The organism is Bacillus sp. NMCN1 (assembly GCF_002998085.1).
Lineage (GTDB): Bacteria > Bacillota > Bacilli > Bacillales > Bacillaceae > Bacillus.
Map to the genome: position 1 here is coordinate 541,243 of NZ_PVQL01000002.1, position 17,026 is coordinate 558,268.

Annotated in this window: 17 protein-coding genes; 16 read left to right on the forward strand and 1 reads right to left on the reverse strand. The window is 40.3% G+C overall.

The annotated features are described in order from the left end of the window. Position 1: 1 nt before the first annotated feature. The 15 genes from flgK to C6W21_RS12620 all read left to right on the forward strand — a co-directional run bounded on the left by flgK (position 2) and on the right by C6W21_RS12620 (position 15,229). Complete coding sequence (gene flgK / locus C6W21_RS12550) at positions 2-1,522, forward strand: flagellar hook-associated protein FlgK (RefSeq protein WP_106056396.1); 1,521 nt, start codon at positions 2-4, stop codon at positions 1,520-1,522. A gap of 9 nt (positions 1,523-1,531) precedes the next feature. Next, positions 1,532-2,443, forward strand: coding sequence for a flagellar hook-associated protein FlgL (flgL, locus tag C6W21_RS12555; protein WP_106050639.1), 912 nt, complete (start codon positions 1,532-1,534; stop codon positions 2,441-2,443). A gap of 48 nt (positions 2,444-2,491) precedes the next feature. Continuing rightward, a complete protein-coding gene (locus C6W21_RS12560; RefSeq protein ID WP_106050640.1) occupies positions 2,492-3,070 on the forward strand; it encodes a DUF6470 family protein in 579 nt (192 codons plus the stop codon). A gap of 28 nt (positions 3,071-3,098) precedes the next feature. After that, positions 3,099-3,533, forward strand: a complete 435-nt coding sequence (gene fliW, locus C6W21_RS12565) for a flagellar assembly protein FliW (RefSeq protein ID WP_044139341.1) — start codon at positions 3,099-3,101, stop codon at positions 3,531-3,533. Beyond that, a complete protein-coding gene (gene csrA / locus C6W21_RS12570; protein ID WP_106050641.1) occupies positions 3,527-3,751 on the forward strand; it encodes a carbon storage regulator CsrA in 225 nt (74 codons plus the stop codon). Before fliW ends, csrA begins: the two co-directional genes overlap by 7 nt. Positions 3,752-3,912: 161 nt before the next feature. Next, on the forward strand, positions 3,913-4,254 hold the full coding sequence (gene flaG / locus C6W21_RS12575) for a flagellar protein FlaG (protein ID WP_060597391.1): 342 nt from the start codon (positions 3,913-3,915) through the stop codon (positions 4,252-4,254). A 20-nt stretch (positions 4,255-4,274) separates the two neighbouring features. Further along, positions 4,275-5,804, forward strand: coding sequence for a flagellar hook-associated protein 2 (locus C6W21_RS12580; protein ID WP_106050642.1), 1,530 nt, complete (start codon positions 4,275-4,277; stop codon positions 5,802-5,804). A 17-nt stretch (positions 5,805-5,821) separates the two neighbouring features. Next, positions 5,822-6,226 carry a flagellar export chaperone FliS gene (fliS, locus tag C6W21_RS12585; protein WP_106050643.1) on the forward strand — a complete coding sequence of 135 codons (405 nt, stop codon included), beginning with the start codon at positions 5,822-5,824 and terminating at the stop codon, positions 6,224-6,226. Beyond that, positions 6,223-6,564, forward strand: coding sequence for a flagella biosynthesis regulatory protein FliT (gene fliT / locus C6W21_RS12590; protein ID WP_060597386.1), 342 nt, complete (start codon positions 6,223-6,225; stop codon positions 6,562-6,564). The genes fliS and fliT overlap by 4 nt, the downstream gene beginning before the upstream one ends. A 13-nt stretch (positions 6,565-6,577) precedes the next feature. Continuing rightward, a complete protein-coding gene (locus C6W21_RS12595; protein ID WP_099726380.1) occupies positions 6,578-6,958 on the forward strand; it encodes a DUF8042 domain-containing protein in 381 nt (126 codons plus the stop codon). A 33-nt stretch (positions 6,959-6,991) separates the two neighbouring features. After that, on the forward strand, positions 6,992-8,677 hold the full coding sequence (locus C6W21_RS19570) for a methyl-accepting chemotaxis protein (RefSeq protein ID WP_106050644.1): 1,686 nt from the start codon (positions 6,992-6,994) through the stop codon (positions 8,675-8,677). 189 nt (positions 8,678-8,866) lie between these two features. Next, complete coding sequence (gene hpf, locus C6W21_RS12605) at positions 8,867-9,430, forward strand: ribosome hibernation-promoting factor, HPF/YfiA family (protein WP_003213481.1); 564 nt, start codon at positions 8,867-8,869, stop codon at positions 9,428-9,430. A gap of 186 nt (positions 9,431-9,616) precedes the next feature. Then, positions 9,617-12,142 (forward strand): preprotein translocase subunit SecA, encoded by a 2,526-nt coding sequence (gene secA / locus C6W21_RS12610; protein ID WP_060597383.1) that lies wholly within the window; start codon positions 9,617-9,619, stop codon positions 12,140-12,142. Between the two features lie 67 nt (positions 12,143-12,209). Continuing rightward, positions 12,210-13,311 (forward strand): peptide chain release factor 2 gene (gene prfB / locus C6W21_RS12615; protein ID WP_106030559.1). Its coding sequence is split into 2 segments (ribosomal slippage): positions 12,210-12,281 and positions 12,283-13,311, totalling 1,101 coding nucleotides; the frame shifts between segments, so codons are not numbered across the junction. A gap of 124 nt (positions 13,312-13,435) precedes the next feature. Next, complete coding sequence (locus C6W21_RS12620) at positions 13,436-15,229, forward strand: M3 family oligoendopeptidase (protein WP_106050645.1); 1,794 nt, start codon at positions 13,436-13,438, stop codon at positions 15,227-15,229. Between the two features lie 16 nt (positions 15,230-15,245). Here the strand turns inward: C6W21_RS12620 and C6W21_RS12625 are convergent, their stop codons facing one another. Then, entirely contained in the window at positions 15,246-15,980 is a 735-nt protein-coding gene (locus tag C6W21_RS12625) for an alpha/beta fold hydrolase (RefSeq protein WP_106050646.1), read from the reverse strand. Positions 15,981-16,169: 189 nt separating this feature from the next. On the opposite strand from C6W21_RS12625, the gene C6W21_RS12630 reads away from it, so the two are divergent. Further along, positions 16,170-17,018, forward strand: coding sequence for a YitT family protein (locus tag C6W21_RS12630; protein WP_003212797.1), 849 nt, complete (start codon positions 16,170-16,172; stop codon positions 17,016-17,018). Positions 17,019-17,026 lie beyond the last annotated feature (8 nt).

The window sequence follows — 17,026 nt, forward strand, 5'->3', positions numbered from 1 at the left end:
AATGGGTTCTACATTCATGGGACTAGAAACGGCAAAAAGAGGAATCACAGCCCAGCGTGCAGGGCTTTATGTCACATCAAACAACGTGTCCAATGCAAATACGGATGGCTACTCCAGACAAAGAGTTACCTTTAAAGCAGATAATCCTTATCCAGTCATTTCTGTTTATGACGGCAAGACGTATGGTCAGATGGGGACAGGTGTTCAAGTTGGAACCGTTGAAAGAATTCGAGACAGCTTTTTAGATCTGCAATTCAGAGATCATAACAATAACTTGTCTTACTACTCAACAAAATCTGATGCCCTTTCGCAAATGGAGGGGGTTATGAATGATTTGACGGATGAAGGCTTGAACAGAGCTTTTGATAACCTTTGGAAATCATTACAGGTCTTATCGGAAGCCAAAAATGCTGATACAGCTTCTGCACGTACAGTTGTTAAAACAAGTGCACAGGCTTTAGTAGATCAATTCCGTCTGCTTAATTCTTCTTTAACAACGATACAAAAGAATCTAAAAACGGAACTTGATTCAACAGCCAAAGATGTGAACACTATTTTATCTCAAATAGATGAAGTGAACAAACAGATTGCAGCAGTTGAGCCAAACGGTTATCTTCCAAATGATCTTTATGATACGCGTGATGCGTTGGTAGATCAATTATCTTCCCTTGTTGATATTAAAGTGAGCTACAATCCACCTGGCGGTAATGCACTCAAAATTGCAGAAGGAACTGTCAACATCGACATTATTGGTGCAAATGGACAATCTGCTGGGACGATTTTGAATGGTATTACGATCGAAAAATCTGAACTGCAACTTTCCTATGATAATACGACTGGACTTGTCAACTCACTTCAATTCGGAACAACAACTATTGCAGCAGATCAGCTTCAAGTGAATGGTAAAGTGAAAGCACTTGTGGAGGCTTATGGCTACATGTCAAATGGTGATGAAAAAGGCATGTATCCTGATATGCTTGCAGAGCTTGATGAAGTAGCACAAGTCTTCATGGATACATTTAATGATGTGCATAAGCAGGGGTACACATTAAATGGCACAAGTGGACAAGACTTTTTTGATATCGAGAATAATAATGATCTGAATAAAGGTTTAGCTGCTCGTATCAAAGTGAGTGATGTTATTTTAGCATCAACAGATAATATTGCAGCATCTCTCAATCAAACAAAAGGTGACGGTTCGAATGCTACGAAATTAGCTGGTATTCAAGACTTAAAGGTACCAATCGGCGGCAATACAACGACGATCCAGGATTACTACCAAAATGTCATAGCTGAGATGGGGATTCAAGGGAAAAAGAACATGACACTGGAAAGCAGTTCAGCCGCTCTTGTCAATTCAGCCAATGAACGTAGAATGTCGACGAGTGCTGTTTCCATTGATGAAGAAATGACGAATATGATCCAATTTCAGCATGCATATAATGCAGCTGCGAGAGTTGTGACATTACAAGATGAAATATTGGATAAAGTAATAAACGGCATGGGTGTCGTAGGAAGGTAGGTATAGCTGATGCGAGTCACACAAGGTATGATTTCTCAAAACTCACTTCGCAATATTAGTAAAAGTTATGAAAAACTTTCTAAAATAAATGAGCAAGCACAAACAGGGAGACGTTTCACAAAAACGTCTGATGATCCCGTTGCAGCAGTAAAAAGCCTTCAATATAGCACAGCAATGTTTCGAAATGAACAATATCAAAAAAACTTAAATGAAGCACAAAACTGGATTGATACATCTGAAACAAGTGTCACTGAAATCATTGATATTATGTCAAATGTACGAGATAAAGTGCTTGATGCGGCTAACGGAACAAAGCAGCCAGAAGATTTAGCAGCTATCGGAGTGGAAATTGGCCAGATGAAGAAACAAATCATTGACGCAATGAACACTCAGATGTTAGGTAAATTCGTATTTAATGGAACGAATACAAATGTCAAACCAGTTGTCGAGAACGCAGATGGTACGTTTACGTTTAACTTTGAAAACTATACAGATGCAAATGCCGTTAAGTCGAACATTTCTGATGGTATCACTTTAAATGTGAACTCAAATCCAATCTCAGCGTTTGGTGGACAGTCTGCCAGCGGTCAAAATGTCATTGAAATGCTGACGGATTTAGAAAACTCATTGAAAAATGGAACGTTCGCGAATTCTGATGATGCGTTAGGAAGTATCGATCAGTTTAAAGAAGTGATGAGTGCTGAGCGCTCGGACCTAGGGGCCCGTTCAAATCGTGTTGACTTAGTAGGCAGCCGTTTAACTTCACAATTCCAAGTGCTGAAAGATGCTAAATCCGATAATGAAGATGTTGAAAGTGAAAAAGCGATTCTTGATCTTCTTCAACAAGAGACTGTGAATAGAGCTGCTTTAGCAACGACGGCTAAAGTCATTCAGCCGTCCCTTGTCGATTTCTTAAGATAATAAAAAGCATCCGTTGGGTGCTTTTTTGCATCATGGAGGTGTACCTATATGCAAATCCCTAGATTGTTAATGCAACAAACCTATGCAAAGCTGCAAATGTCGACAACTTCTTCTCGGCAAGAAGTAGAGCAGCCAAGAGCGGACCTTGAGATTCAGCAGCCAAGAGCTGTCATGAATATCACAAGGACACCGTCAAAATTAACAATAGACCAAACTGAGGCATTTGCCGATATGGATATCAAGTCGATTTTTAGGCGTTCTGAAGAATGGGCAGCTGAGGGGAAACGTGCTGTTGGAGAAGGAATGGGCCGAAGAGCAGAAGAAGGCAGTGAACTCATCAAGATTGAGAATGGTGGGAATGCAATTGCCGAATTTGCCAAAATCAATGGCGCTCCTCCAGCCAAACAATTCACCATTGGTGTGATCCCTTCATTCTTTAGTGTGAAAATTCACTATCAGCCATCTGAGCTTCAAATTGATGTGGAGCCTCAAAAAGCTATCATAGAGGCAACGCCTCATAAACCAATTGTTAACTACCAGCCAGGTAAGGTCAATATTGATATGTTACAATACCCAGATTTAAAAATAGAAGTTGACGAAACGGGCCAAAATGGTGATAAGGTATAGTTAAGAAAAATGAAAAAGGTCGTGAATTATGATCATTCAAACAAAATACCATGGTGAAGTGACAATCAAAGAGGAGCAAATTATCAACTTCTCTAATGGAATACCAGGATTTCTGGATCAAAAACAGTTTGTCATTTTACCTTTATCAGAAGAGTCTCCATTTTTAGTTCTTCAATCATTGAAAAACGCAGAGTTAGGCTTTATTGTCAGCAGTCCGTTTTTATTTTTCAATCAATATGAATTCGATCTAGACGAAACGGTCGTAGATATTCTAGAAGTAGAAGATGCCAATGATGTGGAAGTAATGGTGATCTTAACAATGGAATCTTCTATTGAAAAAACGACAGCCAATTTAAGAGCGCCTATTATTGTGAACCGGAAAAACATGAAAGCCAAGCAGGTGATTTTGCATGATTCAGCCTATCATACAAAACATTTGTTAGAGGTGGCATCCTCATGTTAGTTCTCTCGCGTAAATTAAACCAGTCGATTCAAATTGGCGATGATATTGAAGTCAAGATTATTTCAATCGAAGGCGATCAAGTGAAAATCGGGATCGAGGCTCCTAAGCACATTGATATTCACAGGAAAGAAGTGTACCTGTCTATTCAAGAAGAGAACAATCGTGCTGCGAGTTTATCCGTAGATCTCCTCACTCAATTATCCTCACAAAAAAAGTGAGGATTTTTTTATCTAATTCAGTTGTCCTTCTCCGTATGAAAGCGTTTCGGTGTGGGTGTTTATAATCTATATGAAACTTTAACAAATCTGTCCATCTATATTTAATTTGAAAATTCAAAGCCGATATAAAAGATAGATTAAAGCACAGGAGCTGAATAACTATGTCTGTTGGTAAGTTGACATCGCTAGAGCCAATTATCGATGCATTTCAAACCCGTGTTTCTAATAACCAGAATGACAATGTAAACTCTGATTTACAAGCAAATGGCAAGGTCGTTTCAAAAGAAGAAATTGAAAAAACGCTTCAAGGAGCAAACAAGCTCATTGAGCCCACTCAATTTCATCTGCAATTTGAATTACATGAAAAACTCAATGAATATTATGTCAAAGTCGTAGATAACCAAACAGAAGAAGTCATTAGAGAGATTCCTTCCAAGGAATGGCTTGATTTCTATGCGGCAATGACAGAAATTGTCGGTTTATTTGTAGATAAAAGGATGTAAGTGAAGGGAGAACATAAACAATGGTCAATCGAATTACTGGATTTTCAAATGTGTTTGATATTGACGAAATCGTATCAAAACTCATGAAAACAGAGCAAGCACCACTTGATAAAATGACACGCCAGAAACAAACACTTGAATGGCAAAGAGACAGTTATCGCGAGGTAAATTCGAAAGTTAAAGAATTAGATGATTTGATCAACAGTTTAAATTTAACGCGCCCAAGTACATTTGGCGCAAAAAAGGTGACAAGCTCTAATGAATCTGCTGTCACAGCAACTGGATCAACAAATGCTGCCTCTGGCTCAATCAATGTAACCCAACTAGCGACAGCTTCTGTCTTCAAATCGTCTGGTACTTCTGGTTTTACACCTGCAAATGGCACGTTTACATTCGAAGTGACGACACCAGATTCGACAAAACCGAAAACGGTGACGATCAATACTTCTGATACCGATACAATTGATGACATCGTGAAAAAGCTGAACAACTCGCAATTAGGTGTGACAGCTTACAAAGGACAGATCTTTGACGGATCTAATTATGTCGATACGGTCGCTCTCACTTCACGGGCAACAGGTGAAGGTGTCAGTATTAAAGCAGTTGATGGTAATTCAGCTTCATTCTTTACTCAATTAGGCTTCCAAGTGGATGGAGATAACAAATTAGTTGCGACCACTCAAGGACAAAAAGCACAATACGAGATTAATGGTCTGAAAATGGAAAATAACAACAATACATTTGAGCAGGCTGGTATTACGTACGAGCTAAAAGGGACAACGGATAAGCCTGTCAGCTTAAACGTTTCAACAGATGTCGATGCAATCTTTGATAAAATTAAACAATTTGTTGATAAATACAACGAACTCGTTGAGCAGGTCAATGGCAAAGTCAATGAAAAAAGAAACAGAGACTATCACCCATTAACGGCTGAAGAGAAAAAAGCGATGTCTGACAAAGAAGTGGAGCTATGGGAAACAACAGCGAAGTCTGGCTTGCTGAGAAGTGATTCCATTTTACGATCTGGTGCCTCTAAAATAAGAAGTGATTTTTATGCTGATATTACGACAAGTGATGCGAATAAAATTCACATCACACAAATCGGTATTTCTACATCATCCAAGTATAAAGATGGCGGAAAGCTTGAATTTATTAAGGATAGTAATGGAGTAGAGAAATTAAGAAAAGCCATTGAAGAAGACCCGCAGAAGGTCAGTCAAATGTTTATCTCAGGTTCGTTAAATGTGGATTCAAAAGATCAAGATAAAGCGCAGCAGCAATATAAAGAACAAGGAATCATTTATCGTGTCAAAAATTCCTTATCAGCCTTCACGAAGAGCATTCAAACAAAGGCTGGCAGCACAACGATGGAATTAAAGGAATACGGACTTGGTAAGAACCTTGATTCTTTAACAAAACGAATGAGTACATTCCAAGATCGTTTAAAAATGGTGGAGGCCCGTTACTATAAAAAGTTTAACGCCATGGATAGCGCGATTCAAAAGCTAAACAACCAATCTGGCTATCTTTCTCAACTGCTTGGACAATAATTGGAGGTTTATAACATATGGCAATACAGAACCCTTATGCCGCCTATCAGAAAAATTCTATTGAGACTGCAACACCTGCCGAGTTGACGCTTATGCTTTATGAAGGCTGCTTAAAGTTCATTAGACTAGCGAAGTATGCCATTCAAAAAGAGGATGCAGAAATGAGAAATGTGAATCTGAAAAAGGCTCAAAACATCATTCAAGAATTAAATGTCACCTTAAATCGTTCTTATGACGTATCAAAGAGTATGGCAAGTATGTATGATTACATTTATCGCAGACTGATTGAAGCCAATCTTCAAAATGACGAAGAGATGTTGAATGAAGTAGAGCAATACGTAACTGATTTTCGTGATGCATGGAAGGAAGTTATTCAAACCGATCGAAAAGGGCGCCACCACTCTATCGGGGGATCTCTATGAGTATTGTGGACCAGCTGTATGACCGAACATTAAAAATGGCAGCCGAAATAGCGGCAAATCCGCAAAGTGACACCTTGGTTGAAGACTTTGATGCCTTTTTAATTGAGAGAGACGAATTAATGAGAGATATTCAGCATGAGCTGACGGATCAAGAAAAAGAGAAAATCAAAGAAATCATCCAAACAGATCAACAGATGGCGAAGCAATTAACTGTGATCCAAAATGGGATAAGAGCAGATATTCAAGCTATTCAAAGAAAGAAAACAAAACAGCTGAATTATCAAAATCCATACCAGCCTATGACGAGTGACGGCGTATATTACGATAAACGGAAATAATTAGGTGAGACCTGTGGCGTATCGTTCAGATGACTATATTTTATTAACCACATATTATGAACTTCTATATACGATAGAAGAGAGTCTAAGATATTTAGATGAAATTGAGAAGGATTTTGCTAAAACTGAAGGGGATCGGATCTTTAATGATCTGATCCATGCCTTCTTTCATTTAGAGACAACGCATCCCCTTCTGCTTTCAATTATAGAAAATGAGCACTTTGCCAAAACGATTCGTTCGTTTGATCAAATTTTTTTAAGTTTTGATATACTAGCTTTCTATACATTCCCTTCAATACACTTCCAATCATTCCTTACATCATATTTTATACCTGAATATAGAAAGTGGATGGATGAAATACATGCCTGTATGAGGCCGTATGTCATTCATTAATTTTTGTTCAATTCAGACCATTCGGAGGAAATTATGAGACTAAAGAATCAATTTTTGTTCGGGCTTATTGTCATATGTGTATTGTTTGTCAGTATGTTAGGATTCTCAAGCTTTCTCTATTACAAAACAGATCAATCCTATAAAGCGCTATTAAGCAAGGAAATGAAGCTTTATCAGACCTCACTGGAATTAGAGGCGCTTTTGCAAAAGCAGGAAGCGCAAATCAAAACCTATGTTGTCGTGCAAGATGCTGAAAATTTGCAGAAAATTGAGCAAACATATGAAGATATTAATAAGAAAACAACTGAAGCTTCAAAAATGAGCACTGTCAAACAAGCAAAAAACCTATTAGATCAAATCTCAGAAAAAAATTATCTCTACTACACCTCAACGAACCGACTATTTAATTCATTGAATATGCAAAATCAAAAAGAATTCAACACCCGCCTCAGTCAAGAATTACAACCTATCGAACAAGAAATACATACCTTTACAAAAGAATTCGCTCAAAACCAACTAAAACAACGTGATCAAAAAATCAATCAGCTCAATCAAGATAGTAATCAATTATTGCTTACACTCATTCTGGTCAGTGCAGCGATTATTGTTGGCCTTTTGGTGATTGGGGTCAGATTCGTTCATCACATGACAAAACCAATTGTGTCTGTCACAAATGCCGCGAGAAGGATGGCAGATGGTGACCTTACACTTGAAGAGATTGAAGTGACCTCTAAAAATGAGATTGGTCAACTCGGTACCGCTTTTAATCAAATGACGACTCATTTGCGTCAGCTCATTTTACAGGTGCAAAATGGATCAAGACAATTAGCTGATTCTGCTGCTCAGTTTGAGGAAACCATTCATCAAACAATATCGGCCAGTGAGCAGACGTCTAGTTCGATTGAAAAGGTCAGTGAAGCTTCACGTGAACAATCAGACGCGGTCGGAAAAGTAGCTTCTGCGATTCAAGAAGTCTCGACTGGCATGCAAATTGCAGCTGAACACACATCCGATGTTTCGGGTCACTCAATTTCAGTGACTGAAAAGGCTGAAGAGGGTGCAGCTCTTATTCAGCAATTTGTAAAACAAATGAGCTATATAAAAGCGTCTGTGAATGAACACCATTCCACAATGGCTCATGTACAAGCCCAGTTTACTGGCATTGAAGATTTGTTAGGTCATATCCATGCCATTGCTGACCAAACGAATTTGCTTGCTTTAAATGCTGCTATTGAAGCGGCAAGAGCTGGAGAACATGGAAGAGGCTTTGCGGTTGTAGCAGATGAAGTGAGGAAACTGGCGGAAGAATCTAGTCAGCTGACAGATCAAATTAGTCAATTACTCGCGAACGTGAACAAAGATACTGAAAAATCATCACAATCGATGACGAAGGTTGAACGAAATGTAGAAGAAGGTGTGAAAGTATCGCACTTGTCTGAACAGAGCTTTCATGAAATCCTAGAATCCATTCGTGATATCTCGATGAAAGCAGAGGAGCTGTCAGCCACTGCAGAGCAAATTTCAGCGAGTACAGAGGAAATCTCTCAGACGGTTGGAGTCATTGAAGAAGGAGCTAAACGTAATTCAGAAGAGACGGAGTACATGTCTGCGGCTGTTGAAGAATCATTGGCAGCAAATGAAGAGATGAAAGCAGCGGCGGAAGATTTAAAAACCTTATCTCATTCGCTGAAAACATCCATTTCATCTTTCACCATTTAAACGTGAGCTGGTCTTTTTCAAGAATGAGCCGAATATATATTCATCACCTATCAAGCAACAGTTGAAGCACCGCAAAATTCGACAAATTACAATAAATATTCACATTATTTTTACGTTTGAGCAGGAGAAAAGGAGGGAAAAGTAGAAATAGGTTTACATATCCTTAATTTTAAAGGAGGCGTTCTTTACATGAATTACAACGTCAGAGGAGAAAACATCGACGTAACACCTGCACTAAGAGATCATGTCGAGAAAAAAATTGGAAAGCTGGAGCGTTATTTTGAAACAGACGTAGATGCTTCAGTCAACGTGAACTTGAAATTTTACAATGATCAAGAATCTAAAGTTGAGGTTACCATTCCAATGACTGATCTAGCACTTCGAGCTGAGGTGCATAATGAAGATATGTACAATGCAGTAGACCTAGCAGCCAGTAAATTAGAACGTCAAATTCGAAAACACAAAACAAAAGTAAACCGTAAATTCCGCGAGCAAGGTGCCAAAAAGCACTTATTTGCTGGAGGAAATGGGACGGCTGATGTAGCTGTTCAAGATGACGAAGAAATTGATGAAACAGAAATCGTCAGACAAAAACGTTTCAATTTAAAACCAATGGATAGCGAAGAGGCCATTCTTCAAATGAACATGTTAGGTCATAGTTTCTTCGTCTTCACAAATGCTGAGACAAATTTGACCAATGTGGTCTATCGCCGAAACGATGGCAAATATGGACTCATTGAGCCAAACGCTTAATCTGATCTAAAAACAACCTAAAAAAAGTAAACCCGCTCCCTTCATGAGGGGCGGGTTTTTTGTGCGAAATCATTGCAAATTCTTTGGAAATGAAGGAAGGTATGGTATGATAAATGCAGGTAAATATGGACCTGTCAAACTTTTGGACATGCCGAAAAATTGCATGAAATAGAGGAGCGTTATTATATGCTTGGAATCTTAAACAAAGTGTTTGATCCTACGAAACGTACGATCAGCAAATATGAAAAAAAAGCAAATGAAATTGAAGCTCTTGCTCAAGATTTCGAGAAATTATCTGACGAGGCTTTACGAAATAAAACGATCGAATTTAAAGAAAAGCTTGAAAAAGGACAATCCGTGGATGACCTGTTGGTTGAAGCATTTGCAACGGTTCGCGAGGCATCACGCCGCGTGACAGGAATGTACCCATTTAAGGTGCAGCTCATGGGGGGGATCGCACTTCATGAAGGCAACATCTCTGAGATGAAAACAGGTGAAGGTAAAACGTTGACATCAACAATGCCTGTTTATTTAAATGCTCTTTCTGGAAAAGGCGTCCACATTGTGACAGTCAACGAATATTTGGCAAGCCGTGATGCGGAGGAAATGGGCAAGATTTTTGAATTTCTTGGCTTAACGGTTGGCTTAAACTTAAACAGCTTAGATAAAGATGAAAAAAGAGAAGCGTATGCCGCTGATATCACGTATTCAACAAACAATGAACTTGGCTTTGACTATTTAAGAGATAACATGGTGCTTTACAAAGAGCAAATGGTTCAAAGACCGCTTCATTATGCCGTGATCGATGAGGTTGACTCCATCTTAATTGATGAAGCGAGAACACCTCTTATCATTTCTGGACAAGCTGCGAAATCTACAAAGCTTTACGTACAAGCCAATGCATTTGTTCGTACATTAAAAATAGAAGATGATTTCACATATGATATTAAAACAAAAAGTGTACAGCTGACAGAAAGCGGAATGACGAAGGCGGAAAAAGCATTCGGCATCGAGAACCTGTTTGATGTCAAACATGTCGCACTGAACCATCACATCGCCCAGGCGCTGAAGGCACATGTTGCGATGCAAAAAGATGTGGATTATGTCGTTGAAGAAGGCCAAGTCGTTATTGTTGACTCTTTCACAGGACGTTTAATGAAAGGACGCCGTTATAGTGAAGGTCTGCATCAAGCCATTGAGGCAAAAGAAGGTCTCGAAGTGCAGAACGAAAGTATGACCCTTGCAACGATTACGTTTCAGAACTACTTCCGTATGTATGAAAAGCTTTCTGGTATGACCGGTACAGCGAAAACGGAAGAAGAAGAATTCCGTAACATTTACAACATGCAGGTTGTGACAATCCCAACCAATCAACCAGTAGTTCGTGATGACAGACCTGATTTAATTTACCGCACAATGGAAGGTAAATTTAAAGCAGTGGCTGAGGATGTTGCGCAGCGCTATATGACAGGGCAGCCAGTACTTGTCGGAACAGTAGCGGTTGAGACATCTGAACTTATTTCTAAGCTGCTTAAAAATAAAGGGATTCCTCATCAAGTGTTAAATGCGAAAAACCATGAGCGTGAGGCACAAATTATTGAAGAGGCTGGTCAAAAGGGTGCCGTCACCATTGCGACCAACATGGCAGGACGTGGTACGGACATCAAGCTTGGCGAAGGCGTCAAAGAGCTTGGCGGTCTAGCTGTAATTGGGACAGAGCGTCATGAATCACGACGTATTGATAACCAGCTTCGCGGACGTTCTGGCCGTCAAGGAGACCCAGGGATTACCCAATTCTATCTCTCTATGGAAGATGAATTGATGCGCCGATTTGGTGCAGAACGCACGATGGCGATGCTTGACCGCTTTGGGATGGATGACTCTACACCTATCCAAAGTAAAATGGTGTCTAAAGCCGTTGAATCATCTCAAAAACGCGTTGAGGGGAACAACTTTGATTCCCGTAAACAGCTTCTGCAATATGACGATGTGCTTCGCCAGCAGCGTGAAGTGATTTACAAACAGCGCTTTGAAGTCATCGATTCTGATAACTTAAAATCGATTGTCATCAATATGATTCAGTCTTCAATTGAGCGGGCTGTTGGTTCTTATACGCCGAAAGAAGAGCTTCCTGAAGAATGGAAACTAGATGGGCTTGTTGAATTAATCAACACGAACTATTTAGATGAAGGAGCCATTTCGGTCAAAGATATTTACGGTAAAGAAGCAGATGAAATCACCTCCTTCATCATGGATCGTATTAAAGAAAAATACGATGCAAAAGAAGAAACATATGGCGATGAACAAATGCGAGAATTTGAAAAAGTCATCGTTCTTCGTGCGGTGGATTCAAAGTGGATGGATCATATCGATGCAATGGATCAGCTGCGCCAAGGGATTCATTTACGTGCGTATGCTCAAACAAATCCGCTTCGTGAGTATCAAATGGAAGGATTTGCAATGTTTGAGCATATGGTCGCTTCAATCGAAGATGATGTAGCCAAATATGTCTTAAAATCAGAAATCCAAAACAACTTAGAACGTGAAGAAGTCGTTCAAGGTCAAACAACAGCTCATCAGCCTCAAGAGGGTGATGAGGAGAAGACAGTGAAAAAGAAGCCGGTACGTAAAGTCGTAGACATTGGACGAAACTCACCATGTCACTGCGGTAGCGGCAAGAAATATAAAAATTGTCATGGGAAGACAGAATAAGTAATGGAAAGAGGTGAAAACCTCTTTCTATTCATGTCAGCCCCCATACATCTATGAGGTGAAGGATATGGAATTAGTAGAAATTAGACAAGAGCTTGAAAATATGGCTAGCAGGCTAGCTGATTTTAGGGGGTCTCTTTGACCTCGAAACAAAAGAAGCCAAAATTGCAGAACTCGAAGCGACGATGTCAGAGGCTGATTTTTGGAATGATCAGCAAAAGGCACAAGGCGTCATCAATGAAGCCAATGCACTAAAGGATAATGTGAATGCATACCATGAGCTCAGTGAATCTCATGAAGAGCTGCAAATGACACATGACCTATTAAAGGAAGATTATGACGAGGAGCTTCATGCAGAGCTTGAAAAAGAGCTGAAGAACTTAACCAAGCAGTTTAACGAGTTTGAGTTGCAGCTTCTCTTAAGTGAACCATATGATAAAAACAATGCCATTCTTGAGCTTCACCCGGGCGCAGGCGGTACTGAATCACAGGACTGGGGTTCTATGCTTCTGAGAATGTATACACGCTGGGCAGAGCGCAGAGGCTTTAAGGTTGAAACGCTTGATTATCTTCCTGGTGATGAAGCAGGAATTAAGTCTGTGACATTGCTCATCAAAGGGCATAACGCATACGGGTACTTAAAAGCAGAAAAAGGTGTCCATCGTTTGGTTCGTATTTCTCCTTTTGATTCATCTGGCCGCAGGCATACATCGTTCGTTTCCTGTGATGTTATGCCGGAGTTCAATGAAGAAATTGATATTGATATCCGGACAGAGGATATCAAAGTAGATACGTATCGTGCAAGTGGTGCAGGTGGGCAGCACGTCAATACGACTGACTCTGCCGTTCGTATCACACACATTCCAACCAATGTCGTGGTGACTTGCCAAACAGAAAGATCACAAATCAAAAACAGAGAACGTGCGATGAAAATGCTGAAATCGAAACTTTATCAAAGACGGATTGAAGAACAGCAGGCTGAATTGGATGAAATTAGAGGAGAGCAGAAAGAAATTGGCTGGGGAAGCCAAATTCGCTCGTATGTATTCCATCCGTATTCTCTTGTGAAAGACCATCGAACCAATACGGAGATGGGAAATGTTCAAGCGGTCATGGATGGAGATTTAGATTCATTTATCGATGCTTACTTACGTTCGAAATTATCATAAAAACTCGGCTTCTTGCTGGGTTTTTTTAATTGTGAGAAAATATAATGAATATAAAGGAATACATACGCCATACTGACTCTATATCCTTTGTATGATGAAATTAGCAAATAAAGGGGGAAATATTTTGGGATTAACACCATTACAAGAGACGTGGGATTTAGATGCCTTTTTTAAAGGAGGCAGTTCTTCGCCAGAATTTAAGACATACCTGCAACACATTCAGCAGCTATTAGATGAATTACGACAAAAGGTCGATGCCTTTTCAAAAGAAGATACACACATTGAAAGCAGGTTAACGTCTGTCCTTGACACGTATGAAACGACATATAAAAAATTGTCTCAAGCAGGTTCATTTGTTTCCTGTCTTCAATCTCAAAATACAAAGGATATGAAGGCTGGCAGTCTTCGAGGTACGATTGCCAAGCTGGAAGCGGATTTAGGAACGATCCTTGCGCTGTTTGATCAAGCGCTTGCTGCCATCTCTCCTAGCAAATGGGAAGATCTCATGAATTCAAAAGCCTTTTCAGATGTGCGCTACATATTAAATGAACGCAGAGAGCGCGTGAAGGATCAATTGCCTGTTGAACAAGAAACGTTGATTCAAAAGCTAGCCGTAGATGGCTACCATGCGTGGGATGAGCTTTATTCTAGCTTGGTGAATAAGATTATGATTCCATTTGAACAAGATGGTGAAACGCAGATGATCTCTGTCGGCCAAGCGGAAAATGCGATGGATGATTCAGATCGTGAAGTCAGAAAGGCCGTATATCATAACTTAGAGCACGCATGGACGCAGGATGAACATCTATTTGCAAGCACGCTTAATCATCTGGCTGGTTTTCGTTTACAAGTATATGAAGCAAGAGGCTGGAATCATATTTTAAAAGAGCCGCTTGATATTTGCCGCATGAAACAAGAAACACTTGATGCAATGTGGTCTGTGATTGATGAACATAAGCAGCCATTCATTGACTACTTACATCGAAAAGCTGACATGCTTGGAGTGGATAAGCTGAGCTGGTTTGATGTTGGGGCTCCTATTGGCAGTGAGACCAAGATCTATCCGTATCAAGAAGCAGCTGCTTTTATTGTGAAACATTTTGCTGGATTTGGAGAAGAGCTTGCTGCCTTTACAGAAAAAGCCTTTAATGAACGCTGGGTAGAAGCTGAGGATCGCCCAAACAAACGTGTAGGCGGCTTTTGTACAAATTTCCCTGACAGCGGGGAGTCACGCATTTTTATGACCTTTTCAGGAAGTCCATCCAATGTGGCGACTCTCGCGCATGAGCTTGGTCATTCGTTCCATCAGGAAGTGATGCAGGATGTTCGCATTCTTAATCGCAAATATGCGATGAATGTAGCTGAAACGGCGTCGACATTCGCAGAAATGATTGTGGCTGATGCTTCATTAAAAGAAGCGGCAAATGAAGAGGAGCGTCTCAGCTTGTTAGAGGATAAGCTGCAGCGGAGTGTAGCATTTTTCATGAACATTCAATCTCGTTTCTTATTTGAACAGCGCTTTTATGAAGAGCGTAAACAAGGAGAAGTGCCGGCGGATCGGTTGAATGAGCTGATGGTAGAAGCGCAGAAGGAAGCCTTCGGTGACTCTTTAGATGAATACCATCCACATTTCTGGGCGTCTAAGCTGCATTTCCATATCACAGGTGTACCGTTTTATAATTTCCCATACACATTTGGCTACATGTTCTCACTAGGGATTTATGCAAAAGCCTTGCGGGCTGGTACTTCGTTTGAAGAGAAGTACATTGCATTACTAAAGGATACAGCTTCAATGACAGTAGAAGATTTGGCTCATAAGCATTTAGGCGTCGATCTTACCCAAAAAGCCTTTTGGGAGGAAGCCATTGGTTTAGCTGTAGCAGACGCTGAAGAGTTTTTAGAAGCGACGAAAAAGTAAAAATGAAAAGCTCCCATTACGGGAGCTTTTTTGCTGGTTTTAGCCATCCAAGCACGGTCTGAATGATATCCTTTTGCTGCGTGAGGGCTGGAATGTCCGCAGGCTGATCACCTTTTTGTTTGCCGTACATGCCAAACTGTGCATGGTTCCCGCCTTTTATTTCATGGTAAACGGTTTGAGACGGTAGATTTGTTTTCGACTTCTTGATTTTCTCTTGCGTCGCAAGTCCATCCTTTTCACCTGATATCGAGAGAATGTTCAAGGACGATGATTTCAGATTATCTGATGCTGGATAAGACGCAAGGAAAAAGAGACCGTCGATCTTGCTTTCGTTTTTTTCTGCAAACATAGCGGCAGCTGTTCCGCCTAGTGAATGACCACCAATATACCAGTGTTTGATCGTTTGATGATCTTTCATGATATCCTGTGCCTTGTTTGTATGAAAAATCGCAAACGAAAATGGCATGTCAGGGATAAAGACAGAATAGCCTTTTTTCATCAATTCATTCCCGATATAGGCGTACGAAAGTGGTTCTACCTTTGCCCCGGGATAGAGAATGATGCCGGTATCGCTTTTTGCTGATGCAAATGTATACACATCGTTTTTATGTTCCACTTGCTCGATGTTCACTTGCTTTTTTAATGCGGCGGATGGTCCGTATGTAAAGCGGCTCCATGTATAGAAAGCACCAAAAACCAAGATGATCAGTACAAGTAATGTCATGCCTGTGATCTTCAGTATTTTCTTCATCGCATGTCCCTTCTTTCTCATGTACATATTAAATATACCATCATTTGCTCCTATGCCAAACGGCAAGTACGCTGATCCGTTTGTGTGATAAAGTATTAATCCATTAGCACTGCATTTGGCTGTTATTTACATTCGTTATAGGAGGGCTTAAAATAGGTGTGCATTCAGAAGTAACGGAGGAAGAAAGACATGAAGCAGGGACATTCACAATTATGGATTGAAGCAAAAAATTACTTGTTCATTTTAATCGGATCAGCTATTGTGGCGATTGGATTTAATACGTTATTATTACCGAATCAGATTGCTGCAGGTGGTGTGAGCGGTATTAGTACGATTATGCAGTCATTCGGCTTTGAGGCGGCATATGTGCAATGGGGACTCAATATTCCGCTGTTTATCGCAGGTTTTTATTTATTAGGCGGTACATTTGGCGTGAAAACGCTCGTTGGCTCTATTTTCTTACCTTTGATGGTGTTTGTCACAAGACATATTGCACCTGTGACACATGAAGCGCTCTTAGCAGCCATTTTTGGCGGAGTGGTGATTGGGATCGGAATAGGGCTCGTGTTCCTTGGAAATGGATCAACAGGTGGAACGGCGCTCGCTGCCAAAATCATCAATAAGTATACAGGCCTCACGCTTGGCACCTGTTTAGCGATGATGGATGGCCTAATTGTCCTGGCTGCGATGACTGTTTTTGGGATTGAAGAGGGACTGTACGCTGTCATTGGTGTGTTTATTTCAAGTAAAACGATTGATGTCGTACAGGCCGGCTTCAGTCATTCGAAAATGGCGATGATCATTACAGGGCATGAGGATGAAGTCAGACAGGCAGTATTTGATCAAATTGACCGTGGTGTCACAAAGATCTCAGCAGTCGGAGGATATACCGATCATGACCGTCCAATTCTGATGTGTGTCGTTGGGCAGTCACAATTCACAAAGTTGAAACAAGTGGTGAAAGCAATCGATGCATCAGCATTTGTCATCGTCATGGATGCAAAAGAGGTGCTTGGTGAGGGTTTTAAAAGGGCGTAAACAAGGAT